Source organism: Streptococcus mitis (genome assembly GCF_003943905.1).
Taxonomy (GTDB): Bacteria; Bacillota; Bacilli; order Lactobacillales; family Streptococcaceae; genus Streptococcus; species Streptococcus mitis_BC.
In genome coordinates this window covers 48,125-72,086 of record NZ_RJNS01000002.1, presented here as the reverse complement: position 1 = coordinate 72,086, position 23,962 = coordinate 48,125, and the positions used below count along the sequence as shown (strand labels likewise).

Below are 23,962 nucleotides of genomic sequence, written 5' to 3'. Positions count from 1 at the left end.
ATTTTTTTATCTTTCAATTTGTCAAATTGTAAATTCTGTCAAACTGACAAAAAGCGCTAAAAGCCTTCCAACACTCCACTTACCAGGTATCATTGTTTTAAGTTTGACAACTCTTCAGTATGACAAGTTCAAGGGAAATTTCTTTAATTTATCCCCTCAGTTTCTCATATCTTACATTCTGTGAAACTCACTCCATTCTGTAAACCCCTGATATACCTTGCTTTCAAGCTATTACTTCTTTTCAGTTTATGCTTACTTTGTTATGTGAAACTTAGTAAAGCATAAAAGTAGGACTAGCGATATTTCTTTTGTTTGAGCCATATATCACTAGCCTTACTTAATTTGTTCCCTATTTCTCTAAATACACTTTGATGTCCCGATATTCCTTAGAAAAATTCATCCATCCGCTAGAATCAGGGGTTAAGAATGGTAGGACAGTAAGCGGACTTACTTCTGTTCGATACGGCGATAGAGAATGTCTCTGACTTATTTCTCTGACTACACCTGTATGGATTTCTTCTACTTCCTTCTTCAGTTCTTGAATTTCATCATATGCGTCCAGAATTCGTCTAAGTTTCTTTCGGTATTGTTTATAGATCTTCTTAGTTTCCATCCGTTGCTTAGTCTCTTTAAAAATGTATTCAAAGATGACTGCATTAGCTTCTGAAAAATCACTATCAAATTTTTCCTGAAGAGAATTAATAGCTTTTTCCATCTTTTCAAGCTGTTCCAAAGACTCTAAGTTATTAGATAAAAAATTATCTATATTCTCAAATGAAATTGCTTGATTGCCTAACAGGCTTTTCCTTTTTTCGCTTAACTGTTCTCGTGCTGAATTAATCTTACTTTTTTTATTATCTAGATCATCCAGTGTTTCAAATACTTGATTAATATCCATTTCTTTCTCCTAGTTCCATTGAATAAAGTAACCACAATTTTCTTCAACTTTTTTTACATCAAATCGGGTATGTAAAATCAACCGTTTTCCAAAATAGTCATTCGCATTCACCCAACTAAGTGTATCTTTCTTGCGATCAAACAAAGTAACAAAATTTTCTAGATCTCCGATAAAGCCTTTTTTGTCACCTTTGTTCCCTAATGTCGTATCATCTACAATTAAAAAGTTATCTACAAAAAATGTTTCACTCGTTCCTGTCTCTTTATCAACTTTAAGAAGATAATTTCCTGAAGTGTCTTTCATTTTTTCTAAGACACTAAATAGTGATTGACTAACAACCATAGATACATTACGCTCTGGATTGATTAAAGAAATAATAGATTTCAAATCATCCATACTTGTAGCAGTTTGAACGTTAGCAGTCTGCAAGATTTTTCCGATTTCTCTATTTCGTGTTCTACGTTTTAATTTAATAATCTTCTTACCAAGAAAATCCGTTAAATTATATTGCCCATCATCTAATTGCTCCTGTGAAAAATCAAGTTTTCCACTGAATAATTTAACTAAGTAATCAACGCTGATAGTTTTCTTTTTATCTGCTTCTGTTCTATCAACCGAATTTTCGCTAACTTCTTGTAATGAATCAGATTCAAAGTCAGTTACTTCATACTTCCCACCACGGGTACGAGTCTCAATAACATTTACTAGATCAACCAGTTCTTTACGTTGATGTTCATCTTCGTAACTATCAAGGATTGGTTTTTCAATGAGTACATGATTATTTTCTACGTTCATCCCTCTAGTGTTATAACCTGTACTTCGGATATAAGCTTCTAGATTTTCTTTTTGTTTAACTAAGTTAGTTGTCATTTTTTGCTCCTTCATCTTTTAATATCTGATTTTTGTTTATAATTTTTTCTAAAATTCTTTGCTCTTAGCTTTTCTTTTATGACTCTCCGAGCCTTTAGAATCATTTTTTCTAGATTTTGATTTGTCTTGTTTGTTAGCATATTTTTCTAGTATTTCTTGTTTCCGTTGTTCTAAGCTTTCATCTTCTTTTTTACACTGAGAAAAGATTTTCTGTCTTTTATCTGGATCCATAGAAAACTTATTGGCTACTACATACCCTAAAGAAGTATCTCCTGACATCTTCCTCACCCCCTTTCTATGCAAACAAAAAGGGACATACCACTAGCATTATATGCTTACGGTATGTCCCTGAGTTGTTCTCAATAGACCTATTTTTTAGTTTCTTTTTTGACTAGATGGGTAAATTTCCCATCTGAGTAGAATAAAATTATCTCTCCAAACCTTGGAACTTTTTCTATCTCTATTATACCACATTTTTCGTAGACAACAAAGCCTTTTTCTGTTGCAAATCGCATTTTATCATCATTCATTGAAATTCTCCCCTCACTGTGTTTATAGTGTATCTCTTGTCTTTGATCGTGAAAGCCTTGAAAGTGTTCCCTTCTAAACCTTTCAAAATTCTACTTGAGTTTCTAGCATTGTAAACCGTTCGTAGTTCGCTACTGTCTAAGTTTGTATTAAAAATCGTAGTTTCTCGATTATTGATAATATCAAACAAGAAATCCTGTTCCCAATCGCTCTTAGGTGTTACCGTCCCATTTTTTGCCCCCAGGTCATCGATGATTAGAAAATCTACATCAACTAACTTTTTAACCGCCTCATACTCTGTTAAGTTTGCATTTCTTCCATAAGCCCAGCCTTCTTTTATCTGCTTGATAATCTCGGTTAAGCTAACAAATAAAACACTCTTAGGCTCGTGCTTCTCCCTGAAACTCTCATTGATTTCTTTAGCCAATGCAAGAGATAAATGACTTTTTCCAATTCCTGTGCTACCACTGATTAAAGTATTTCCTGTCATACCTGCAAGGTACTTCTGGGCTTGCCCCTTTACAAACTCTAACATCTGACGCTCCTCTGTAGTCTTAACAAAGAAATTCTCAAATGTTGCCCCCTTCAACTCGTTAGGAATCGTACTGTCACGCATTAAGACATCATAAGTTTTAAAGTAAGCTTGCCTGTCCTCGAACTGCTGTAATAGTTCTTTCTCTTTCTGTTTAATCTCTCCCTTCACGCACTCCGGGCAAAATGCTTGTAGTTTTCTTTCTGAACCCCCTAACACTGGTACAGAAATTTCCCAATAATTTACCTGGTGAATATCGCAAACTTTATCCAATATTTTTCTGTTATTAAATTCTTTAAATTGTTCCTTCATCTTTGCAACTCCTAAAATGGTAGGTCTGGGAAGTTATCTTCAGACTTCCCTTTTATAGTTTTAGGCTTTTGATTCAAATAACCGTCAAACTTAGATCCGAAAAGTGTTTCTGGTCTCAGATATTTAGAAAATTCAGGACTATCCTTCCATTCTGCCGTTTTAATATCTATCACCTGTTTAAAATCTTCAAGTGTATAGCCTTCTTTGAATCGTGCTAGTAAGAGCCTTTTTGTCTTATCAACAAACTTATACCACTTATTAGCTACTTGATTCAGATAAACAATAGGAATCCAAAGTTCTTTATGTTTTGTTTTCTCTAAATCTTTTATAGCTGTTTCTTCAAGCCAAGTAGGAAAAGTGAAAGATGAGCTTTGCTCATTAGGCGAGGTTCCCTCGACTATATATTCTTTATTTATATCTAACTTTAAATCTTGCTCTAATTCTTTCTCTTTATCTATCTCTTTCTCTGTCTTACATGTAGATAACGTTGTAAAATTATTAGATAACAATGTAAGATTATTTTCTTTCTCTTGTTGCTCTTTGCGGTAGCTTCTCATATATGCAGCGTGGTTTGTTTCTTGTTGTACCAAAGCTTTTGCTTGTGTTAACTCGGCATTTTTATCTTCATCAATCTGAATCAGGCCACATTGCGTAAAATAAGCTATAGTCATAGATATATCATCTTCAGAAACATCTAATTTCAAGGCCAGTTCTTCTTTTAAGGTTTCAAAGTACCCTTCGTAATACAGAATACAATCACTTTCAAGACTTTCTAACATCATACGCATATAGATCACTGTCATGGTATAGCCACCAGGCATACTTTTTAGTCGCTTAATAAATAGGTTGTCAAAAAATTTCTTATCAATTTTCAACCAAAAATATACTTTAGTCTTTGCCATCATCTACCCCCAGGAACTTTAAAACGTCTGAGATTTTATAATACGCTTTTCTAGTATCTTCAATAGGCGGTATATACTGTGGTAGTCCTGCACCTTCCCATTTTATCAAGGTTTTATCTCCTATGCCCAGTTCTTCCTTTAGTTCCACCTTACTGATCAAATCTAATCTTTTTTGAGGTACTTTCTCATGGCTTTTTAAATACCGTTCCACCGCTTCCAAAATCTTAGACTTTAAATCTTCAATCATTTTTTCAAACATCTTAGTACCCCCATGGCTTAACCCCTGCAAGCTGAATATATCGCCCATAATCAGGGCTTAAATCCTCGCTAGGTGTTTCTGTTGTCTGTGCACTTCCTCGCTCGATTTGGGCGCTTTTTTTGCGGTCTCGGTGGTTTAGATAAACCAGTAAGCCAAGCAACACCACTATAAAGATAACCGCCTGGGTGTTGCTTAAATCTAGTTCATTCATGTCATGCCCTCGCTTTGTAATTCTTGATATAATTTACTTGATAGCTTCGCTCCATCTTCAGAAAGTCGTACACCTCTTCTGGAGTTACTTTATCATCTAAAAAGTCAATGATGAACTGAAAGAGGTTCGGATTTCTATCCTTGATTTTAGTCATTAGCTTATCAAATTCTGATCGTGTCATGTTATCTAGGTCTAGAGTCATTGCATTGCCTCCTCAAACCTCTCTATAAGACAACCTTTATTTACTTTTTGAGTTCCATTTTTAGAGTTAAAAAGAATTTCTTTTAAGGTTATAGTAGCCTCTAAATACTCCTTTTCAGCATGTTCTATATACGCCTGTTGCTCTGCTTCGTTGTCAAAAAAGTGCTTAGATTGCCGTTTAAAGAAAGCTTGTCGCATAGCATCTATTTCAAAAATACCAGGGTGGAAAAACATTCCAGTAGTGCTTTTAGAAATGACTTCGATTTTATGACTTTCATTCAATTCAGGAAGTTCAATCCAAAGTAAACGATGTAAGTTTTCTTTGATAGCTTTTAATTGTCCTGATAAGAGTCCTATTCTCAAAAAATCATTGTTTTCGTCTGCTTGGTGTAATTCCATACTAATTCTATCCAAGCTTTTAGCGATAATATCGTATGTTGTTTCTGTCATAGTCTGTTTTCCTTTTTCCCTATATTGGATTATTTCACCACTCCAAACGCTGGGCGATTGCCCCAAGTTGGCGAACGCTTGTAGCGGTGTTTCGTGAGTAATTACCCATCCTTTCAACTAAACAAGGTCTTATAATCACCCTTTCAGCGCTTGATTTCAAAACCTTTTCTAATTGCTTGCCTGCACTTTGGTTTTTCTTTAGATATTTGATAGAATATATATTTTTTGCTATAATCAAAGCATAGAAAAAATTTCTATATCCTTAATCTTTTCGCTTGCTCGCTTCGTCTAAAATTTGAGCAAGTGATTTTTTTATTTTCTTTTTGCATGATTTCTACCTGACTTTGGTCTATAAAGCAAGTCTTTGCTTTCGATAAGATCCAGAATCCAGCTGAATCCCTGCTCCACCGTCTCTAGAAATGCCCCTAAATCCTCACTTTCTAACTCCTCATAATTTCTACAAAGATATCCAGCTAGTTCTCTATCCTTCTCAACTAAGTTTTTAAAATCCTTGAGATACCTAGGAATCGGAACCCCCTTGCTATTGGTGATTGTTTGGTATTCTACTTCATTGTTCATTTTCCGAACTCCTACACTTTAAAAACAAGGTTCTTAATTTCTGAATAACCCATATTCAAATTGATTAGGGCTATTGCCATGTCTTCCAAACGTTGGTAGTTTGCCAGTTCTACACTTGTCAAGCCATCAATGCCGTTCTTACTTTCTCGCTCCTTCATGAGTTGCGTTTTATTCTTCCCTGTCACTCCCTTCAGTAGTAAGTTTGTCAGGGTACTATAGGCATGCTTAGGGGCTTTCTCCCATGTTTGAATAGCTTCAGTTAAACTTTTGCGCTTTGGTTTTTCCAATTCTCTCTGTAGTTGTCGCTTAGAAAGTTCGTCGCGCATTTCAAAGAATGCTTTAACAAGGTTTGTCTTGAAGTCAATAACTTGCGGTGTGTTGTCTAAGTAAGTTATTAGTAGTGTAGCTTGTTGCTCATTTAAACGATAGACTTTTTTAGGTCGTCCTTTTCCGTCTAATTTATGGATTTCAAATCCATAAAATCCAAACGCCGTAAATCGCTCTTTGTGATTTCTTAGTAGACGTGTTACAGTGTGGTGCTGTACTCCAGCACATTCAGCGATGATTTCGCTTGTAGTATACGGCTCTTTCTTGCCGTCCATGTAAACCAATTCCATTAGTTCGCTCCTTTCTAATAGTCTTCTAAAAGCCACTCTATCACACTTTCGTAAATGCGTTTAGGTGCATCGTAGTTGCCAGCTTCAATCTTTACTAGAGTGGGAGGTGTAATTTTCAGCCTCTTGGCTAACTGAACTTTCCCTAACTGAAGTTCTCCTCGTTTTCGACGAACTTTTTTCGCATGTTCTATAGTTAACAACATTATCAACTCACTCCTTTCTAAAAAATCTTTATTTTGACGAAAGTTTTTTCATCACATTTTGAATTATAAACGAATTTTTTTTCGTTGTCAAGCGATAAATGAAATTTTTTTCGTCTATGATTTTATTTTTTCTCTCTACTATGTTATACTCTAGATAAACGTATAAGAGGATAACTAATGGAAAAACAAACACCTAAAAATAATCTAAAAAAACTTAGAATAGAAAAAGGATTCTCCCAAAAAGAATTTTACGAAGATATTATAAAAAAAGAACTAGGTTTGGATATTACTTTACGAACTTATCAAAATTGGGAAAATTCAAGTAATGAAATCAAATCAAAACCTGCTCTACTACTTGCTGAATATTTCAGGGTAAATGTTGGATATCTTTTAGGGGACGACGAAAGAAGAACTAACTATCTGTCTTCGACTATAGAGAAATATGGAGATAACATGGATTCCCCTGCGGACTTCGCAGGATATGGTTTATTAGCGCTAACTCGTGGTGAAAAAGTAAGAGATACTGTGATTGAAAACCTTAGAGAAATCACCGATTATTATGGTCATAAAAGGTTTTCTAAGGAAGAGTTTAAAAATTGGAGTCAAGAGAAAAAAGACTTTATGATAAAAGAAATGCAAGACTATGCTGATACAAATATCGGAAGATTTCTTGCAGGCCTAATGACATTTCCTGATAAAACTAAAATTACTATTATCGATTTCTTGTCCCTAGATAAGAGTGATAGAGAAGCACTTAGTACAATAATTTCCTCATTAGCTGATAATCCTGTTCTTCATAAAGATTATGATGACTAATATAAAATTACTAGACACTATATAAGTCCCATAATCGCTTTATTTTCTTATCTGGTACATTTTTACAGTCCATCCTCTTAAAATCGAAAATAGGGGCATTCTCGTATCTCCTCGCATGGTATAAACTCAAAACCTTTTCTATCTAAAAGAAAAAGAAATATAAAGATATATAAAAAAGTATACAAATAATAACACTTTTAGGTACATATTAAAAACATAGAAACATAGTTTTAAAATATTGTGTAAACCACAATTTAATCATACTTACTAATTTTTAAAAAAATCAGGGGGATAATTTGATGATTAAAGATATTATTGAAAATAATAGTTATCCAATTGTATTTATTGGCTCTGGGATGTCAAAACGTTATTTGAAAAATTTTCCTACTTGGGATGCACTCCTTAAAGAATATTGGGAGCAAATAGAGGAACCAACTAGTATTTTTCAATTCAAACGCTCACTGAAAAGATCAGAAATTCCAGAAACTACTACAGATTTAGAAAAAGATTTTTTAGTTAACGTAAAAACTGCGGCTTACATCCAGCAAAAATTTGACGACCTCTTTTATGATGGAACCATTTTTGTCGAGGGTCTTACCGATGAAGAGGCTTATTCAAATAACATTTCGCCTTTTAAATACTCGGTTGCACAGCGTTTTTCAAAATATGAAATTAAAGATGAGATGCGTGACGAGATAGAAGAATATAAGAACTTTCTGTCGAAAGCTAAAGTTATTGTGACTACGAATTATGACACTTTAACAGAAGATTTACTTGCCGAATTAGATAAAAGGCCGACTGTTTATATTGGTCAAAAAGGTTTTTTTGACGAAACCTATAACTGGTCAGAATTATTCAAAATTCATGGAGATGTAAATGACCCCAGCAGTATTATTATCACAGAAAAAGATTATAAAACTTATGATCAAAATTCCATTTTAATCAGTGCAAAAATACTCTCTAATTTAATTCAATCACCAATTATTTTTTTAGGATATTCTCTTACTGATAGAAATGTTCAAAAATTATTGACAGATTTTGCTTCACAGCTTCCAAATGATGACATGAGGAAAAATCTTAATCGAATAACAGTTGTAGAATATGAAAAGGATAATCACGATTTTACAGAACAGATTGTCAACAACCCTTCTTTGAATACCTCACATTCAATTCTAAGAACTGATAACTATAAACAAATTTTTTCAGACATAGGAAAAATAAACCAAGGATTGACTCCTTATGAAGTCAATCGTTTTCAAGAATCAATAAAAACTATAATTGTTACTGCAGGTAAAATAGGAAAACTTGATAGTCACCTTGTTAGTCCACAAAATCTTGACACTCTTCCTGGAGATATAAAAAAACGACGGATAGTCGTCGCTTTAGGTGATAAAAAGAATATGTTTGTAAATCCTAGCTACATCGATTATGTAGAAGATTATTTCAACGATGGAGCCACATTCTTACCAGAAGTCGCCTTACGATTTATAGCTAACGAAAATACACAAGCTAGAATCCCTTTTGTTAAATATCTAAAAGATGTAGATTATGATAAGTTCGACTTCTTATCTAAAAAACAAAAAGAAAAAATCTCCAAAAGAATCAATAAAATGGGAACTCTGCAAAACATCATTGATACGGTACCCAGACACAACAAAAAGGCATACAGCGATTTGCAAACTATTCTAGAGCTCAATGCACCTAAAACAAGAGAATTAGAATTAATCGCTTATAATATAGAGAATATTCCACAAAATGCCGTACTAGATTATATTAATTCTAAAGTAATTCCTGTCCTACAAGATAATTATAATGATAATGCTTCCGAATTATCAGCTCAGAGACGATTATTATTGGCTTATGATTTGATTAGTAACGGAAATTTGAGATAACAAAAAAAAAAACGATAGAGGACTGCTCGAGATGCAGAAAACTATCGTTGGGACTAGCGGGGATTTGCTAGGAGAAGGGCAGGTTCTAAACTAATTTTAGAAAAAGACACATTCTTCAACACTATTTTATAATTTTTAGAAGTGATAGTCAACTTCTAAAAACTATCAATAAAAAATTATTAGAAATATTGTAAAAACAATAACGTACTTGTGATTTATTACACTCTATAAACTCAAAACCTTTTCTAATTGCTTGCCTGCTGATGGAAAAGGAGTAAAACCATGAAGATTACACAACACACGAAAAAAGACGGATCAGCAGTCTACCGCTCTAGTATCTATCTTGGCATTGATTCTGTAACTGGTAAGAAGGTCAAGACTACCATATCAGCACGAACAAAGAAAGAACTCAGAAACAAGGTCACCCAGGCTAAGGTAGAATTTGAGAAAAACGGCTCTACACGGAAACAACGCTCACTATAACAACCTATAGCGAACTTGTAGACTTATTTTGGCAAACCTACCAGCATACCATAAAGACTAACACGCAGATAAAGATAAAAGGCTGCTTAAATAATTACCTCTTACCCTCATTTGGTACTTACAAACTAGATAAACTTACCCCTGTTATTATCCAAACTCAGGTAAATAAGTGGGCGGAAGAGTATAATCAGGACGGAACGGGGTATAAAGAATATAATCACCTTCATGCCTTAAATAAACGTATTCTACAGTACGGAGTTTCTATTCAAGCATTAGACAATAACCCTGCTCGTGATATTGTCATTCCTAGAAAGATAACAAGAGATAAACAAGAAATTAAATACTTTCAAGATCAGGAACTTAAAAACTTCCTCTCCTATCTCGATAACCTGGAGAATACCTTTGTCAATTTCTATGATACTGTGCTTTATAAAACGCTCCTAGCTACTGGACTGCGCATCCGTGAATGTCTGGCCCTGGAATGGTCTGATATTGACCTGCAGAACGGAACGATCGATATTAACAAAACACTCAACATTTTAAACCAGGTAAACAGTCCTAAGACAAAATCAAGCTATAGAGTTCTAGATATCGATCATAAAACAGTGCTCATGCTTCGTCTCTACCGAGCAAGACAAGCAGAAAACGGTAGAAACATTGGCTTAACCTATGAAAAAGTATTCTCTGATAGCTTTGACAACTATATCAATACTCGAAAGGTTGATTATCGTCTACATAAGCACTTAAAAAACGCTAACTGTACTGACTTAGGCTTTCATGCTTTCCGACACACTCACGCTAGTATCTTGCTTAATGCCGGACTACCATACAAGGAAATACAGAAACGGCTTGGCCATGCAAAAATATCTGTAACTATGGACACTTACAGCCATTTATCAAAAGAGAACCAAAAAAGAGCAGTCTCATTCTTTGAAACTGCCCTAGAAAAAATAAAAAGTTCTTAAAAAAGTCCACAAAATTAAAAAATCGACACATAAAACCCTTATGTATCAACGATTATAGAATGATTTCGGTATAATTGACTATTATACCGAAATTTTCTCATTTTTAAAAGAAAAAGGGCGCTGGTAAAGGATAATCTTCACCAACTCCCTATTTTTCTACTTATCTAAGCCTAATTCTGCCAAGATTTGACGCTTGTAGGCAATCTTTTGGACTTCCTTGTCCTCACCTTCAGACCAATCTAGTTTAATTTCTGAAACAATTTGCCCAGGGCGATTTTTCAAAATATAGATGCGGTCGCTAAGATTGAGGGCCTCTTCGATGCTATGTGTAATGATCAAGGTCGTCAGCTGCAGCTGTTTGTGAATCTCCAGATACCAAGCGTGGAGTTCCATCTTGGTCATCTCATCCAAGGCGCTAAAGGCCTCATCCAAGAGAAAGAGCTTGTGTCCAAAAAGGTAGGTACGAAGCAAGGCCACACGCTGACGCATCCCACCACTGAGTTCATGGGGATACTTATCCCGTATAGCTGTCAGCTGGAAGGTCGCAAGGATTTCATCCGCTCGGGCAATGGCCTCCGCCTTATCCACCTTTTGAATCAAGAGAGGCAGGATGATATTGCCAAGCACCGTCTTGTGCTCCAAGAGGAGATCCTTTTGCAGCATATAACTCACGCGCCCCTTAGGATTTTCCTCGCCGTCAAGGACAATTCGCCCTGACTGAACTTCTAAAATCCCAGCGATTAGGTTAAAGAGGGTGGTCTTTCCAACACCACTAGGTCCCAGGATAGAAACCACTTCACCCAAAGTCACCTGCAGGTTGATATCCTCTAAAATCTTTTCATCGCCATAGGCATAGCTTACGTGTTCTAGTCTAATTTCTGTCATTATTTTACAAATTCGTTAGTGAAGCCCTTGTCAGTCAAGTCTTCTTTGAGGATACCATGTTCTTTATCCCATTTGTAGAAGGCATTCCAGCGGTCAGCGTCAAATTGTCCCCATTTTTCCTTGTCACTTGCGTATTCTTTTGACAAGTATTTTTGAGATTCGATGACAAAGTCACGTTTTTCCTTGAGTTCAGGTGCGTTCTTAATGAGGATATCGGCTGCTTCTTCTGGATGCTCCATAGCATATTGGTAGCCTTTTTTAATAGCTTGGATGACTTTGCGAGCTTCTTCTTTGTTGTCTTTTAGATAGTCGGTGTTAGCGATGATAACTGGTGAGTAGTAGTCAAACTCCTTGACATAGTCCTTTAAGTACATGAAGTTAGCATCTACGCCTTGAGATTTGGCAAGGATACCATCCCAACCGTAGTAGATCCAAGCAGTGTCAAAGACGCCATTGGCAATCGGTGTGATTGAGTTTGAGTCGTTGTTTGGTACTTTTTCGACCTTCTCAAAGTCTCCACCTTGTGATTCTACCAAGGTTTTCAACATAGCAAGTTCAGTGGGGTCATTCCAAGTACCGTATTTCTTACCAACCAAGTCCTTTGGACTGCTTACATTGTCAGATTTACGAGAGATAATTCCTGATGTATTGTGCTCTACGATAGCGGCAACGGCAGTGATTCCGGCCCCTTTTTCCAATTTCTTAGCCATGTAGTCTTGGAAATACACTGCAAATGGTGCCTTACCATTGATAACCAAGTCAGAAGAACTTTCTTCTGGTGGCAATTTCAAGTCAACATCCACTCCAGCTTCTTTGAAATATCCTTTTTCTTTGGCTACATAAAGCCCTGTGTGGTTGGTATTTGGCGTCCAGTCTAGGACAAAGTCAATCTTCTTGAGTTCCGCTTCCTTACTGTCCTTAGAAGCAGTTCCTTGGCCACAAGCCACCAGCACGACAGCTACAAAAGCTGTTACAAGCGTTAAAAACACTTTCCATGTTTTCTTCATTTTCATTTCCTCTTTTCTTTTTCTCAAACGTTCTTGTCCTATGAACGTTTCCATTTAATCACATATTTTTCGCTGACATCGACCAACTTCATACCAAGAAGGCTGATAATCGACACCAGAATAATAATGGCAAACATGGTATCATACTGAAACAGTTTCTTGGACTGAATCATGTAAACACCTAGTCCTTCAAAGCCTCCCAACCACTCAGATACCACTGTTGTGATAAAAGCGTAGGAGACACTGACTCTCAGACCTGCATAAAAGTAGGGCAGACTGACCGGAATTTTAAAATGCCAAAGGATTTGCCAAGGCTTGGCCCGCATCAGACTAAACAAGGTCAGCATATCCTTGTCACAATGCCTAAATCCGTCTAAAATGCTGACGATGATAGGGAAGGTTGTCGTCAAGATAATCAAGACAATCTTGGGCAAAATCCCATAACCTAGCCACAAGACCAAGATAGGGGCTATGGCAATGGTCGGGATAGTCTGGACAACCACCATCATAGGGTAGATAAGGTCATTGAGCCAAGTCAGACTGTCCATAAGCACCGCCATGAGACAGGCAATCAAGACTCCCAGAACCAACCCCAGTAAAGCCACTCTCAAGGTCGCCCAGCTATGGTGCCAGAGAAATTCTCTGTCACGAACAAATGCCTGGAGAATTTCAAAAGGGGTTGGCAAGATAAACTTGGGTAAAAGTTTGAATATTCCCGCTAACTGCCAGACTGACAAGACTCCTATAAAGCCCAAAAGACTAATGTGTCGTCTCATCATACTTTTCAAGTTTCTCATCGATGCTTAAAATCTCTCCTACATTTATTTTGACATTGGCAAAGACATTATCTGCCTCCTGCCCTGCCACTTCTAGCGCTTCTTTGAGAATGCGCATGAGCTCATCAAACTCCCCTTCCAATACCGTTTCAAATGGTGTCACCACCATAGTCACAGATTGAGCTTGCAGATAAGCAATAACCTGATCGATAATAGCAATCCGGTCAATCCCCTGTGATAGGGGCAAGACTTGCAAGGCAATGCTTGCTTTCATAAAAACCTCCTCTTCTAGGCTTCCTTTTAACAAAAAGAAAACCCCTTCCATATACGGAAAAGGTGCAGAATTCGGCTAAGTATCCTTCCCTACGCTGGCATTACCCAGATCAGGTGCGGTCGAAGTTTAACACTTCCTCTCAGACTGTACACAGACTCCCGTATCTTATATGGACATATGATAACGTAAAAAAAAGGATAAGTCAAGGAAACTGCTTACAGAAAATCATGAAAAAGAGTTTGAAGGCAAGTACTTCAAACTCTATCATATCTTTCTTATTTAGCCTCGTACCAGGTTGCCCCTTCATTTTCATCCGCGATAAGAGGAACACTGAGTTGGATGGCTTCTTCCATGGTTTGTTTCACCAGTACTTTGACGGCTGCCAGTTCTGATTTCGGAACTTCAAGGACAATTTCATCATGCACTTGCAACAGCATCTTGGTCTGATAGCCACCTTCAACTAGAGCTTTGTCTAGCTGGATCATAGCAATCTTGAGGATATCTGCTGCTGAACCCTGAATAGGAGAGTTGATGGCTGTCCGCTCCGCAAAACCACGAATGTTGAAGTTGCGCGAATTGATATCTGGCAACTCACGACGACGCTTGAAGAGGGTCTCTACATAGCCCTTATCACGCGCCTCACGCACCACCTCATCCATGTAGTTTTTAATACCTGGGAAGCGTTCAAAGTAAGTGTCAATGTAGGCTTTTGCTTCCTTACGGCTGATGCCTAGATTATTAGACAATCCAAAGTCTGAAATTCCGTAAACCACTCCGAAGTTAACCGCCTTGGCATTACGACGGTCGTTTGGAGTCACATCCTCAGGACGTTCAATTCCAAATACCCGCATGGCCGTTGAAGTATGGATATCAGCTCCTTCTTGGAAAGCCTTAATTAAGTGCTCATCTTTAGAAATATGAGCCAAAACGCGCAACTCAATCTGCGAATAGTCCGAGCTGAGCAGCACACTATCCTCCCACTCAGGCACAAAAGCCTTACGAATGAGACGGCCTTGCTCCAAACGAACAGGGATATTTTGCAAGTTTGGATCCACACTAGACAGACGCCCAGTCTGGGTCAAATCCTGTACATAGCGCGTGTGAATCTTGCCATCAGCCAAAATCCAGTCCTGCAAACCAATCACATAGGTAGATTGAATCTTAGCAATCTGACGATAATCGAGGATTTTCTTAACAATCGGCGCAATAGGAGCCAGTCGCTCTAGCACATCCACCGCTGTCGAGTAACCTGTCTTGGTTTTCTTGGTGTATTCTAGAGGCAGACCAAGCTTTTCAAAGAGCAGCACGCCCAACTGCTTAGGGGAATTGATATTAAACTCTTCACCAGCTAGTTCGTAAATCTCTTGAGTGAGTTGCTCAATGACGACCTCATTTTCAGCCTGCATCTCAAGCAGGGTTTCTTTTTTGACCTTGATCCCAGCGATTTCCATCTTGGCAAGGACAAAAGCTAGAGGTTGCTCCATGTCATAGAGGAGATCTAACTGCCCGTGTTCACTGAGTTTTTCAAGCAAAACAGGCTCGGTCTCAACCAAAACAGCAACCTTGCGAGCCAAATGCTCCAAGAATTTCTCTCGTTCAGGGATGGCTTTCTTAACTCCCTTGCCGTAGAAAGTCTCATCATCAACCAAGTAAGTCTGGCCATAGAGATTCGCAATGGTTGAAATTTCATTGTTCTCGACAGTAGAGAGGAGGTATTTGGCCAAGCGACTGTCAAAAGCAGGAGCCTGCAGGTTCAAACCAAAACGATTTAAAAGAACCTTAGCTTTCTTAAAGTCATACACTTTAAGAGGTGTTTTTTCTAAAAATTCCTTGAGAATCGGCTCCTGCAAGAGCTCAAGTTTATCTGTGGCGTAAAGTCTATCTCCGCAGGACCAGGCAAAACCAACCAAGTCATCTGTATGGTAGTTCTCACCAAAGAGTTCAAAGTGGAAGATAGAGTCGGCACTCAGCATGTCTTGACTGACGTGGTCAACGATAGTGAAATCCAAGCTCTCAGGCGCATCCTTCGACGAAACATTTAGAGCTTGTTTGAGCTGTTTGAAGCCCATCTCATCGTAGAATTTCCCGAGATTTTCCACATCTGGGCCATTATATACCAAGTCTTCCAGACCAATCTCAATCGGTGCCTGAGTCTCAATGGTCGCCAAGGTTTTAGACAAAAAGGCTTGTTCCTTATCATTGATGAGATTTTCCTTCATCTTAGAAGCCTTCATCCCATCGATATTTTCATAAATACCCTCAAGCGAACCATGCTCCAGCAAGAGTTTGATACCCGTCTTTTCACCAATCTTAGTAACACCAGGGATATTATCAGATTTATCCCCCATGAGGGCCTTAAGATCGATAAACTGAGCTGGGGTAATGCCCATCTTTTCCATAAGGTAATCTGGTGTAAAGGCCTCAAACTCAGCCACACCTTTCTTGGAAATCTCGACCACCGTATGTTCATCCGTCAACTGGATCAAATCCTTATCTCCGCTAACGATTGTCACATCAAAAAAATCTTTCTCAGCCAAGCGACCTAGGGTCCCGATGATATCATCGGCTTCATACTGAGGCAACTCATAGTGTCGAATCCCAAGATGGTCTAACAACTCACGAATGAAGGGAAATTGCTCACGAAACTCATCTGGAGTTTTAGCACGGCCACCCTTGTAGTCAGCATACATCTCTGTTCGAAAAGTCGTCTTACCTGCATCAAAGGCTACCAAAACATGGCTGGGCTCAACTCGCTCTAAGACATGATTCAACATGAGTTGAAAGCCGTAGATTGCATTGGTATGAAGACCATTAGCATTTTTAAACCGATCCAGCTGCTGATAGAGCGCAAAAAAAGCTCGAAAGGCAACAGAAGATCCATCAATTAATAATAATTTTTTCTTGTCCATACACCCATTATAAAGGAAAGCAGGGAAAAATACCATCGGAAAGAATAGGCAAATGGTAGTGAAGTCCTCTTTTTTATATTCTTTCTAGATTCTAGCTCCATTACTATCTACTCGATAGCCATCCACAGTGGTATTCACTGCTAAAGCCCCTGAAGCATTAACGTAGTAATACTTTCCTCCTACTTGGAACCACTGGCTAGACTTCATAGCCCCTGAACTCTCCAAATAATACCATGTTCCATTTTCCTTGAGCCATCCTGTCTGCATCTCTCCTGATGTCTTTAGATAGTACCAATGCGAACTATCTTTTACCCAACCTGTTGACATGACCCCATTGTCTTTAAAGTGATACCAACTGCCATTTATTTTCTTCCAACCAGTTACGAGTTTCCCGTTCTCACGGTAATTCCAAATACCATTTTGCTTCTTCCAACCATTCTCCACCGATTCTGTTTCCATATACTGGACGTATCTCCTCATTCCACTATAGGATAGGTAGCTGAGCCACTTATAACCGTCCTTTTCTACGATTTGATCGTAGCTAACATTTTCACCAGGATAGTAGTAGTCGATAACTTGCGCTGTACTTGACGGCTGGTTTCGAATGGCAGACTTTTGAGTAAACGTATGAGTCCCACTAGATGCCAGCCCTGACCTAATAGGATTTCCAGTTCTACCACCATTCCCTACCAAGTCCTTAAAATGGATAAAGCCTGTCATAGAGCTAGCTTTTACGCTGCGACGATTGTATTTCTCCCTAACTCCATAGTTATACTCTTCGATCTCAATCGTATCCCCTGATACATTTGATACCCAGGCCACATGCCCGTAGTAACCTTCTGTCGACCATGCAATAGCTCCAACTTCTGGCTTAGTATCCACACGGTAGCCTTCTCGCCTTGCGCGGTGCCCCCATTCATTTGCATTTCCATAAGCAGGCGGGATCTCAAAGCCATTCACACTACTCAAACGAAAGGCTGCAAAAGAGGTACACTGGCGAGAATACATCCGCCACTGGTCGATTTCCACACTACCATTTTTATAGTGAAGCGGATAGTCATCGCCACGCGCTACACTGTCAGCCTGAACCGATTCTCCACCAAACAAAAAGGTACTCGTAACCAACAATGTAGCCAATCCTACACCCAACTGCGTATATCTACTCTTCTTAACTCCTGATTTTAAAAACGTCATTCATTCTCCTTAATAATATAAATTTCCGAGGTTGCCCTCCTTTATACTATTCGGGAAAAAAAGAAAAAAGTGAGCAAAGCCCACTTCATTTTAGGATTCTTGGTCTAGATAGCGAATCAAATTTTTCTCTGTCAAGATATCTGAGTAGGTGAAGGATTCAACATAGACATTGGCCTGTTTGTCCCCCTCAACATCCCCAAATTCAACGATAAATAGGGACGGATAAACCTCAATTAGCTTACCCAATCTATTTTTTTGGCGCTTACGGCCATTCTCTAAAGTCATTTCAACGACTTGTCCCTCATGCGCCTTGATTTCTTCTTTGATTTTTTTCATCTTGGCTACATCTGTAAATGCATCTGACATCTTATGCCTCCCTCTTTGAGATACTTGAAAATTTATTGTATTCTTTTTGGAAAATCAATTCCACCGTTCCACGAGCTCCGCTACGGTTTTTCTCGATGATAACCTCAACCTTGTTATTTGGAATTCCTTCCTCTTCTTCACCCGCACGATCATAGTAGTCGTCACGGTATAAAAAGGCTACGATATCCGCATCCTGCTCGATAGAACCCGATTCACGAATATCAGACAAAACTGGTCTCTTATCCTGACGCTGTTCCACTCCACGAGATAACTGACTGAGAGCAATGACTGGAACTTTCAATTCCTTGGCTAGAATTTTCAACTGACGAGAAATTTCAGAGACTTCTTGTTGGCGGTTCTCACGACCAGTCCCTGTAATAAGCTGTAGGTAGTCGATCAAAATCAAGCCTAGATTACCTGTTTCTTGAGCTAGTTTGCGTGAGCGCGAACGAATTTCCGTGATTCGAATCCCTGGCGTATCATCGATATAGATACTCGCGTTGGCTAGGTTCCCTTGAGCAATGGTATATTTTTGCCATTCCTCATCAGTCAATTGACCCGTACGGATAGAATGGGACTCCACCAAGCCTTCGGCCGCCAACATACGATCTACTAGACTTTCCGCACCCATTTCCAGTGAAAAGATAGCTACAGTCTTGTCCAACTTAGTCCCGATGTTCTGAGCAATGTTCAAGGCAAAGGCTGTCTTACCAACCGCTGGTCGCGCCGCTAGGATAATCAGCTCTTCCTCATGGAGACCTGTCGTCATATGATCCAAATCACGGTAGCCCGTTGCAATACCAGTGATATCCGTTGTTTGTTGTGACCGAACTTCTAGGTTCCCAAAGTTGATATTTAGAATATCACGGATGTTCTTGAAACCACTACGATTGGCATTTTCGCTAACATCAATGAGTCCCTTTTCAGCTTGAGCAATGATTTCATCTACAGGCTTAGAAGCCTCATAGGCTTGGTTGACAGAGTCTGTCAACTTGGAAATCAAGCGACGTAGCATAGCCTTTTCGGCTACGATTTTAGCATAATACTCCGCATTAGCTGAAGTTGGTACAGAGTTGACAATTTCAACAAGATAGGACAAGCCACCAATATTTTGGAGATCCCCTTGGCTATCCAAAATCGTTCGAACTGTCGTCGCATCAATCGCCTCTCCACGATCCGACAAATCTACCATCGCTTGGAAAATCAACCGATGAGCATACTTAAAGAAGTCTCGAGAATCAATGTATTCTCGGACAAAAACGAGCTTGCTCTCATCTATAAAAATAGCCCCCAGAACAGATTGTTCGGCCAAAATATCCTGAGGTTGAACTCGCAGTTCCTCTACTTCTGCCATCCGACTTTCCTTCCTTTTATAATCTTGTCAAGAAGTTGTAAACTTAACCTTCTTTTACACGAAGATTGATGACGCTTGTTACATCTTGGTAGATTTTTACTGGTACATCAATCAAACCTACTGCTCGAATTGGTGCTTTTACTTGAATGTGACGCTTGTCAATATTGATACCAAACTGCTTTTGCAATTCTTCTGCAATTTTCTTGTTGGTGATGGATCCAAAGGTACGGCCATCTGGTCCAACTTTTTCAACAAACTCTACGACAGTCTCTTCTGCTTCAAGCTTGGCTTTGATGGCTCTTGCCTCTGCTAACATCTCTGCATGAGCCTTTTCTTCTGATTTTTGTTTTCCACGCAATTCACCGATTGCCTGAGCAGTCGCTTCCTTAGCCAAATTCTTTTTAATCAGGAAGTTTTGGGCGTAGCCAGTTGGCACTTCCTTGATTTCGCCTTTTTTCCCTTTTCCTTTGACATCTGCTAAAAAGATTACTTTCATTCTTCTTTCTCCTTTTCTTTTAATTCATCTAAAATAAGTTGAGTCAATTTTTCTCCAACTTCTGATAGACTCATATCCTTAATCTGCGCAGCAGCTAGGTTAAAGTGACCACCACCGCCCAGTTCTTCCATAATCCGTTGGACATTGATTTTACTGCGGCTTCGAGCTGAGATTGAGATAAATCCTTGTGTATTTTTTGCTAGAACGAAACTAGCCTCAATACCAGACATAGCCAACATAGCATCGGCAGCCTTACTGATGACAACCGTATCATAAGTAGTTGAGTCCTCAGCTTGGGCAATTAAGACATCTGAACCCAATTTACGTCCTTGTAAAATGAGTTCATTTACCTCACGATATTCTTCAAAATCTGTCGCAGCAATCTCCTGGATAGCAATACTGTCACTTCCCCGTGTTCTGAGGTAGCTAGCTACATCAAAGGTTCTACTCGTTACTCGTGACGTAAAGTTTTTGGTATCCAGCATCATACCAGCCATCAGTACACTANCCTGCATACGACTCAAACGATTTTTCTTAGAATTTTGGAACTGAATCAACTCTGTGACCAACTCACTCGCACTACTTGCTCCACTTTCGATATAGGTGATGACTGCATTCTCAGGGAAATCCTGATCACGTCTATGATGGTCAATAACAATAGTTTGAGTGAACAAATCATAAAAATCTTTTGACAAAGTCAAAGCCGTCTTGGAATGATCCACCAGAATCAATAATGAGCGGTTTGTAACTAACTTCATCGCATCTGTAAGAGATAAAAGCTTCGTGACATCTTCCTTCTTCAAGAACTGAATAGCACGTTCGATATCTGCTGGCATATGGTCTGCATCATAGACAGCATAACTGTTCTCAATAATATTACTTGCAAACAACTGCATACCAACAGCAGATCCCAAAGCATCCATATCTAGATTTTTATGACCGACTACAAAAACTTGGTCAACACTTCGAATCTTATCAGAAATGGCTGTCATCATGGCTCTGGTACGTGTACGAGTACGTTTGATAGATGCAGCAGTTCCTCCACCAAAGTAGACAGGATTCTTGGTTTCGTTATTTTCCTTGACCACCACCTGGTCACCACCGCGAACTTCTGCTAAGTTCAAGTTGAGCAAGGCAATTTTCCCTATCTCTTCATGGTTTCCATCACCATAAGAAAATCCCATACTTAGGGTTAGAGCTAGTTGCCTCTGTTTTGATTCTTCTCGGAAAGTATCAATAACAGAGAATTTATCATTCATCAATTCCTCGAGTACTGTGTAATCTGTGAATACATAAAAACGATCCATCCCCACACGGCGAGAGAACATAGCATACTTACTTGCAAATTCTGAAATAAAATTGGCTACAAAACTATTGATATGGCTGATATCAGAGTCAGATGTCGCATCCTCCAAATCATCATAGTTATCTACCGAGATGACTCCAATGACTGGACGGCTAGTTACCAATTCGACAGTTGCTTCGTACTCCCCAGAAACATCAAAGAAATACAAAACACCCGAAGCCTTGTCCATATGAACGGCATAGCGTGTTTCGCCCAAGGTAGCATACGAACCAGGATTCCCAACAGAAGCCTTGATGATGGTTTGAATTAACTCAACATCAATTTCGCCTTCTTCAGTAGTCAAAATTAGCTCAGCATAGGGATTAAACCATTCTACTTCTCCGCTTGATAAGTCTAATTTCAGGACTCCCACCGGCATTTGATCAAGCAAAGTACTCAAGCTATTTTCGGCTTGGTGATTTACATATTGGATTTGTTCAATTTCGCTCTTTTCATACTGTTTTTTTTGCCATACAAACAAAAGCAGATAAAACAGTACAAATAAAAACAAAACAGTGATTGTTACAGCAAGATTATGTGAAAAAATAATCAGCAAAGTTAAGATTCCGAAAGTTGCAAGTCCTAGCAAGACTGCAGAAAACGGGATTAAATTATTTTTTTTCATTCTAAACCTCTTGCGCATTATTATATCACAATAACCCTTAAAAAGCGACCTTTTAAAAGATGCAAGCCTTTCTTTCATGATTGATTTCTCTAACTTCAGACACAAAAAGAGGAGGGAATCATCACCCTCCTACCCACGTGTTCAGATCACTAACACCTAACGTTCCACGATAAGGGCTGTTCCCATCCCTCCCCCGATACAGAGAGTTGCTAAACCAGTTTTAGCATCACGTTTCATCATCTCATGTACCAGAGTCACTAGGATACGGCAACCTGAAGCCCCAATTGGATGACCAAGAGCAATCGCACCACCATTGACATTGACAATATCGGTGTTGAAACCAAGTGTTTTCCCAACCGCACAAGCCTGAGCAGCAAAGGCTTCATTTGACTCGATCAAGTCAAGATCATCAACTGTCAAATTGCCTTTTTCAAGAGCTTTACGGGTCGCATAAATCGGTCCACATCCCATAATCTTAGGATCCAAACCTGCACTTGCATACGAACGAATGCGAGCAATGACTGGAAGTCCCAATTCTTCAGCTTTTTCAGCACTCATGACTAAGACGGCTGCCGCTCCGTCATTGATACCTGAGGAATTTCCCGCCGTAACAGAACCGTCTTTTTTGAAAACAGGACCTAGCTTAGACAAACTCTCCAAGCTAGCATCTTTTCTAGGAAATTCATCTGTATCAAATACGATAGGATCGCCTTTACGTTGAGGAATGACCACCGGAACAATCTCTTCCTTAAAGCGTCCAGATTCTATAGCCGCCACTGCTCGTTTTTGTGATTCCAAAGCAAGCGCATCTTGATCATCCCGGCTAATACCATATTCTTGGGCCACATTCTCAGCTGTAATCCCCATATGGTATTCGTTAAAGGCATCAGACAAACCATCCTTAATCATGGTATCTACCACTTTCGAATCGCCCATACGACCGCCCCAACGGAAGCTTGGCAGAACATATGGAGCCTGACTCATGTTTTCCGCACCACCAGCCACTATAATATCTGCATCGCCACACTGAATCGCTTGAGCAGCCAACTGCACTGCCTTCAAACCGGAACCACAAACCTTATTAATGGTAAAGGCTGGTGTAAATTCAGGAAGCCCAGCATGAATACTCATTTGGCGAGCCACGTTTTGGCCTAAACCTGCGCCTAGGACATTCCCCATAATCACTTCATCTACTTGCTCTTGTTTCACACTCGCCTTCTCCAAAACACTCTTAATAACCAAAGCTCCTAAATCAACAGCAGAAACATTCTTCAAGCTTCCTCCAAAGGAACCAATAGGAGTTCGCACTGCTGAAACAATCACTACCTCTTTCATAACTACCTCCATTTATACCTTGTATAATGATGCAATACAAAAGTGGTTTACAATTGTGTAAACCACTTTTACATAGTTGTCAAGATTTCATGATTCCTTAACTTCTAGCAAACCAACTTCACCATCTTCGCGGCGATACAAAACATTTGTTGTTTGATCTTCGACATCAACATAGATAAAGAAATCATGCCCCAACAAATCCATTTGAAGAAGTGCTTCTTCCAAATCCATTGGTTTTAAATCAATTTGTTTTGAACGAACCACTTTTGGCTGCACAACATTTGCATCTTCAACTAGAGCATCTGTAAAGAGTTGGCTTGTTGCAACCTTATTTTTATTCTTGCGTTCGATTTTTGTTTTATTTTTTCGAATCTGGCGTTCAATTTTATCTGTTACAAGATCGATAGAACCATACATATCTTGAGAAATATCTTCTGCACGAAGAGTAATTGACCCAAGTGGAATTGTTACTTCAACTTTTGCTGTTTTTTCACGGTAAACTTTCAAGTTGACACGTGCATCCAACTCTTGTTCAGGTTGAAAATATTTTTCGATCTTTTCGAGTTTAGAAACTACATAATTGCGAATTGCTTCTGTTACTTCTAGGTTTTCACCACGGATACTATATTTAATCATATAAGTACCTTCTTTCTAAACATTTTTATTTTTCTAACTATA

27 protein-coding genes, 1 pseudogene and 1 riboswitch are annotated in these 23,962 nt (G+C 38.7%); of the genes and pseudogenes, 3 read left to right on the top strand and 25 right to left on the bottom strand.

What is annotated here, in order from left to right:
• Positions 1–349: 349 nt before the first annotated feature.
• The 13 genes from D8854_RS04015 to D8854_RS03955 all read right to left on the bottom strand — a co-directional run bounded on the left by D8854_RS04015 (position 350) and on the right by D8854_RS03955 (position 6,562).
• Positions 350–898, bottom strand: a complete 549-nt coding sequence (locus D8854_RS04015) for a hypothetical protein (RefSeq protein ID WP_125449795.1) — start codon at positions 896–898, stop codon at positions 350–352.
• Between the two features lie 9 nt (positions 899–907).
• Entirely contained in the window at positions 908–1,768 is an 861-nt protein-coding gene (locus D8854_RS04010) for a phage major capsid protein (protein ID WP_125449793.1), read from the bottom strand.
• Positions 1,769–1,816: 48 nt separating this feature from the next.
• Positions 1,817–2,047: a hypothetical protein gene (locus D8854_RS04005; protein WP_125449791.1), complete on the bottom strand. Its 231-nt coding sequence runs from the start codon at positions 2,045–2,047 to the stop codon at positions 1,817–1,819.
• A gap of 89 nt (positions 2,048–2,136) precedes the next feature.
• Entirely contained in the window at positions 2,137–2,298 is a 162-nt protein-coding gene (locus tag D8854_RS09800) for a hypothetical protein (RefSeq protein WP_185768064.1), read from the bottom strand.
• The gene (locus D8854_RS04000) at positions 2,295–3,140 is read right to left on the bottom strand and encodes an ATP-binding protein (protein WP_125449789.1); all 846 of its coding nucleotides are present in this window, start codon (positions 3,138–3,140) and stop codon (positions 2,295–2,297) included. Before D8854_RS04000 ends, D8854_RS09800 begins: the two co-directional genes overlap by 4 nt.
• An 11-nt stretch (positions 3,141–3,151) precedes the next feature.
• Positions 3,152–4,042, bottom strand: coding sequence for a conserved phage C-terminal domain-containing protein (locus tag D8854_RS03995; RefSeq protein ID WP_125449787.1), 891 nt, complete (start codon positions 4,040–4,042; stop codon positions 3,152–3,154).
• Positions 4,029–4,301 carry a hypothetical protein gene (locus tag D8854_RS03990; RefSeq protein ID WP_049490554.1) on the bottom strand — a complete coding sequence of 91 codons (273 nt, stop codon included), beginning with the start codon at positions 4,299–4,301 and terminating at the stop codon, positions 4,029–4,031. Before D8854_RS03990 ends, D8854_RS03995 begins: the two co-directional genes overlap by 14 nt.
• Position 4,302: 1 nt before the next feature.
• On the bottom strand, positions 4,303–4,512 hold the full coding sequence (locus tag D8854_RS03985; RefSeq protein WP_125449785.1) for a hypothetical protein: 210 nt from the start codon (positions 4,510–4,512) through the stop codon (positions 4,303–4,305).
• Between the two features lies 1 nt (position 4,513).
• Complete coding sequence (locus D8854_RS03980; protein ID WP_004261925.1) at positions 4,514–4,714, bottom strand: hypothetical protein; 201 nt, start codon at positions 4,712–4,714, stop codon at positions 4,514–4,516.
• Positions 4,711–5,163, bottom strand: coding sequence for a hypothetical protein (locus D8854_RS03975; protein WP_125449777.1), 453 nt, complete (start codon positions 5,161–5,163; stop codon positions 4,711–4,713). Before D8854_RS03975 ends, D8854_RS03980 begins: the two co-directional genes overlap by 4 nt.
• Before the next feature lie 312 nt (positions 5,164–5,475).
• Positions 5,476–5,742 (bottom strand): hypothetical protein, encoded by a 267-nt coding sequence (locus tag D8854_RS03965; RefSeq protein ID WP_125449775.1) that lies wholly within the window; start codon positions 5,740–5,742, stop codon positions 5,476–5,478.
• An 11-nt stretch (positions 5,743–5,753) separates the two neighbouring features.
• The gene (locus D8854_RS03960; protein WP_125449773.1) at positions 5,754–6,359 is read right to left on the bottom strand and encodes a Rha family transcriptional regulator; all 606 of its coding nucleotides are present in this window, start codon (positions 6,357–6,359) and stop codon (positions 5,754–5,756) included.
• A gap of 14 nt (positions 6,360–6,373) precedes the next feature.
• Positions 6,374–6,562: a transcriptional regulator gene (locus D8854_RS03955; protein ID WP_125449771.1), complete on the bottom strand. Its 189-nt coding sequence runs from the start codon at positions 6,560–6,562 to the stop codon at positions 6,374–6,376.
• Positions 6,563–6,739: 177 nt separating this feature from the next.
• Here D8854_RS03955 and D8854_RS03950 point away from each other — a divergent pair, with 177 nt between their 5' ends.
• The 3 genes and pseudogenes from D8854_RS03950 to D8854_RS03940 all read left to right on the top strand — a co-directional run bounded on the left by D8854_RS03950 (position 6,740) and on the right by D8854_RS03940 (position 10,718).
• The gene (locus tag D8854_RS03950) at positions 6,740–7,378 is read left to right on the top strand and encodes a helix-turn-helix domain-containing protein (protein ID WP_125449769.1); all 639 of its coding nucleotides are present in this window, start codon (positions 6,740–6,742) and stop codon (positions 7,376–7,378) included.
• A gap of 299 nt (positions 7,379–7,677) precedes the next feature.
• Complete coding sequence (locus tag D8854_RS03945; protein ID WP_125449767.1) at positions 7,678–9,270, top strand: SIR2 family protein; 1,593 nt, start codon at positions 7,678–7,680, stop codon at positions 9,268–9,270.
• Positions 9,271–9,552: 282 nt separating this feature from the next.
• Positions 9,553–10,718, top strand: a pseudogene (locus tag D8854_RS03940) (tyrosine-type recombinase/integrase).
• A gap of 156 nt (positions 10,719–10,874) precedes the next feature.
• Here the strand turns inward: D8854_RS03940 and D8854_RS03935 are convergent.
• From D8854_RS03935 to hpf, 12 genes are all read right to left on the bottom strand, one after another.
• Positions 10,875–11,603, bottom strand: a complete 729-nt coding sequence (locus D8854_RS03935) for an ABC transporter ATP-binding protein (protein ID WP_125449765.1) — start codon at positions 11,601–11,603, stop codon at positions 10,875–10,877.
• Positions 11,603–12,610: an ABC transporter substrate-binding protein gene (locus D8854_RS03930; protein WP_125449763.1), complete on the bottom strand. Its 1,008-nt coding sequence runs from the start codon at positions 12,608–12,610 to the stop codon at positions 11,603–11,605. Before D8854_RS03930 ends, D8854_RS03935 begins: the two co-directional genes overlap by 1 nt.
• 38 nt (positions 12,611–12,648) lie before the next feature.
• Positions 12,649–13,407: an ABC transporter permease gene (locus D8854_RS03925; protein ID WP_125449761.1), complete on the bottom strand. Its 759-nt coding sequence runs from the start codon at positions 13,405–13,407 to the stop codon at positions 12,649–12,651.
• The gene (locus D8854_RS03920) at positions 13,370–13,660 is read right to left on the bottom strand and encodes a thiamine-binding protein (protein WP_000647674.1); all 291 of its coding nucleotides are present in this window, start codon (positions 13,658–13,660) and stop codon (positions 13,370–13,372) included. The genes D8854_RS03925 and D8854_RS03920 overlap by 38 nt, the downstream gene beginning before the upstream one ends.
• A 69-nt stretch (positions 13,661–13,729) precedes the next feature.
• Positions 13,730–13,832: riboswitch (TPP riboswitch) on the bottom strand.
• 103 nt (positions 13,833–13,935) lie between these two features.
• Entirely contained in the window at positions 13,936–16,569 is a 2,634-nt protein-coding gene (gene polA, locus D8854_RS03915) for a DNA polymerase I (protein WP_125449759.1), read from the bottom strand.
• 84 nt (positions 16,570–16,653) lie between these two features.
• Positions 16,654–17,763, bottom strand: a complete 1,110-nt coding sequence (locus D8854_RS03910) for an SH3 domain-containing protein (protein ID WP_125449757.1) — start codon at positions 17,761–17,763, stop codon at positions 16,654–16,656.
• A gap of 90 nt (positions 17,764–17,853) precedes the next feature.
• Positions 17,854–18,129, bottom strand: coding sequence for a Veg family protein (locus D8854_RS03905; protein WP_001278166.1), 276 nt, complete (start codon positions 18,127–18,129; stop codon positions 17,854–17,856).
• A gap of 1 nt (position 18,130) precedes the next feature.
• Positions 18,131–19,483, bottom strand: coding sequence for a replicative DNA helicase (gene dnaB / locus D8854_RS03900; protein ID WP_125449755.1), 1,353 nt, complete (start codon positions 19,481–19,483; stop codon positions 18,131–18,133).
• 43 nt (positions 19,484–19,526) lie between these two features.
• Positions 19,527–19,979 (bottom strand): 50S ribosomal protein L9, encoded by a 453-nt coding sequence (gene rplI, locus D8854_RS03895; protein WP_000864206.1) that lies wholly within the window; start codon positions 19,977–19,979, stop codon positions 19,527–19,529.
• A complete protein-coding gene (locus D8854_RS03890; protein ID WP_125449753.1) occupies positions 19,976–21,949 on the bottom strand; it encodes a DHH family phosphoesterase in 1,974 nt (657 codons plus the stop codon). Before D8854_RS03890 ends, rplI begins: the two co-directional genes overlap by 4 nt.
• Positions 21,950–22,105: 156 nt before the next feature.
• A complete protein-coding gene (locus D8854_RS03885; RefSeq protein ID WP_125449751.1) occupies positions 22,106–23,284 on the bottom strand; it encodes an acetyl-CoA C-acetyltransferase in 1,179 nt (392 codons plus the stop codon).
• Positions 23,285–23,371: 87 nt separating this feature from the next.
• Positions 23,372–23,920: a ribosome hibernation-promoting factor, HPF/YfiA family gene (gene hpf / locus D8854_RS03880; RefSeq protein ID WP_000599119.1), complete on the bottom strand. Its 549-nt coding sequence runs from the start codon at positions 23,918–23,920 to the stop codon at positions 23,372–23,374.
• Positions 23,921–23,962: the final 42 nt, after the last annotated feature.

What these genes read in the sequence shown, in the direction of transcription:
- D8854_RS04015 (WP_125449795.1), bottom strand. Translation starts at nt 898, where the DNA reads ATGGATATTAATCAAGTATTTGAAACACTGGATGATCTAGATAATAAA.
- D8854_RS04010 (WP_125449793.1), bottom strand. Translation starts at nt 1,768, where the DNA reads ATGACAACTAACTTAGTTAAACAAAAAGAAAATCTAGAAGCTTATATC.
- D8854_RS04005 (WP_125449791.1), bottom strand. Translation starts at nt 2,047, where the DNA reads ATGTCAGGAGATACTTCTTTAGGGTATGTAGTAGCCAATAAGTTTTCT.
- D8854_RS09800 (WP_185768064.1), bottom strand. Translation starts at nt 2,298, where the DNA reads ATGAATGATGATAAAATGCGATTTGCAACAGAAAAAGGCTTTGTTGTC.
- D8854_RS04000 (WP_125449789.1), bottom strand. Translation starts at nt 3,140, where the DNA reads ATGAAGGAACAATTTAAAGAATTTAATAACAGAAAAATATTGGATAAA.
- D8854_RS03995 (WP_125449787.1), bottom strand. Translation starts at nt 4,042, where the DNA reads ATGGCAAAGACTAAAGTATATTTTTGGTTGAAAATTGATAAGAAATTT.
- D8854_RS03990 (WP_049490554.1), bottom strand. Translation starts at nt 4,301, where the DNA reads ATGTTTGAAAAAATGATTGAAGATTTAAAGTCTAAGATTTTGGAAGCG.
- D8854_RS03985 (WP_125449785.1), bottom strand. Translation starts at nt 4,512, where the DNA reads ATGAATGAACTAGATTTAAGCAACACCCAGGCGGTTATCTTTATAGTG.
- D8854_RS03980 (WP_004261925.1), bottom strand. Translation starts at nt 4,714, where the DNA reads ATGACTCTAGACCTAGATAACATGACACGATCAGAATTTGATAAGCTA.
- D8854_RS03975 (WP_125449777.1), bottom strand. Translation starts at nt 5,163, where the DNA reads ATGACAGAAACAACATACGATATTATCGCTAAAAGCTTGGATAGAATT.
- D8854_RS03965 (WP_125449775.1), bottom strand. Translation starts at nt 5,742, where the DNA reads ATGAACAATGAAGTAGAATACCAAACAATCACCAATAGCAAGGGGGTT.
- D8854_RS03960 (WP_125449773.1), bottom strand. Translation starts at nt 6,359, where the DNA reads ATGGAATTGGTTTACATGGACGGCAAGAAAGAGCCGTATACTACAAGC.
- D8854_RS03955 (WP_125449771.1), bottom strand. Translation starts at nt 6,562, where the DNA reads ATGTTGTTAACTATAGAACATGCGAAAAAAGTTCGTCGAAAACGAGGA.
- D8854_RS03950 (WP_125449769.1), top strand. Translation starts at nt 6,740, where the DNA reads ATGGAAAAACAAACACCTAAAAATAATCTAAAAAAACTTAGAATAGAA.
- D8854_RS03945 (WP_125449767.1), top strand. Translation starts at nt 7,678, where the DNA reads ATGATTAAAGATATTATTGAAAATAATAGTTATCCAATTGTATTTATT.
- D8854_RS03935 (WP_125449765.1), bottom strand. Translation starts at nt 11,603, where the DNA reads ATGACAGAAATTAGACTAGAACACGTAAGCTATGCCTATGGCGATGAA.
- D8854_RS03930 (WP_125449763.1), bottom strand. Translation starts at nt 12,610, where the DNA reads ATGAAGAAAACATGGAAAGTGTTTTTAACGCTTGTAACAGCTTTTGTA.
- D8854_RS03925 (WP_125449761.1), bottom strand. Translation starts at nt 13,407, where the DNA reads ATGAGAAACTTGAAAAGTATGATGAGACGACACATTAGTCTTTTGGGC.
- D8854_RS03920 (WP_000647674.1), bottom strand. Translation starts at nt 13,660, where the DNA reads ATGAAAGCAAGCATTGCCTTGCAAGTCTTGCCCCTATCACAGGGGATT.
- polA (WP_125449759.1), bottom strand. Translation starts at nt 16,569, where the DNA reads ATGGACAAGAAAAAATTATTATTAATTGATGGATCTTCTGTTGCCTTT.
- D8854_RS03910 (WP_125449757.1), bottom strand. Translation starts at nt 17,763, where the DNA reads ATGACGTTTTTAAAATCAGGAGTTAAGAAGAGTAGATATACGCAGTTG.
- D8854_RS03905 (WP_001278166.1), bottom strand. Translation starts at nt 18,129, where the DNA reads ATGTCAGATGCATTTACAGATGTAGCCAAGATGAAAAAAATCAAAGAA.
- dnaB (WP_125449755.1), bottom strand. Translation starts at nt 19,483, where the DNA reads ATGGCAGAAGTAGAGGAACTGCGAGTTCAACCTCAGGATATTTTGGCC.
- rplI (WP_000864206.1), bottom strand. Translation starts at nt 19,979, where the DNA reads ATGAAAGTAATCTTTTTAGCAGATGTCAAAGGAAAAGGGAAAAAAGGC.
- D8854_RS03885 (WP_125449751.1), bottom strand. Translation starts at nt 23,284, where the DNA reads ATGAAAGAGGTAGTGATTGTTTCAGCAGTGCGAACTCCTATTGGTTCC.
- hpf (WP_000599119.1), bottom strand. Translation starts at nt 23,920, where the DNA reads ATGATTAAATATAGTATCCGTGGTGAAAACCTAGAAGTAACAGAAGCA.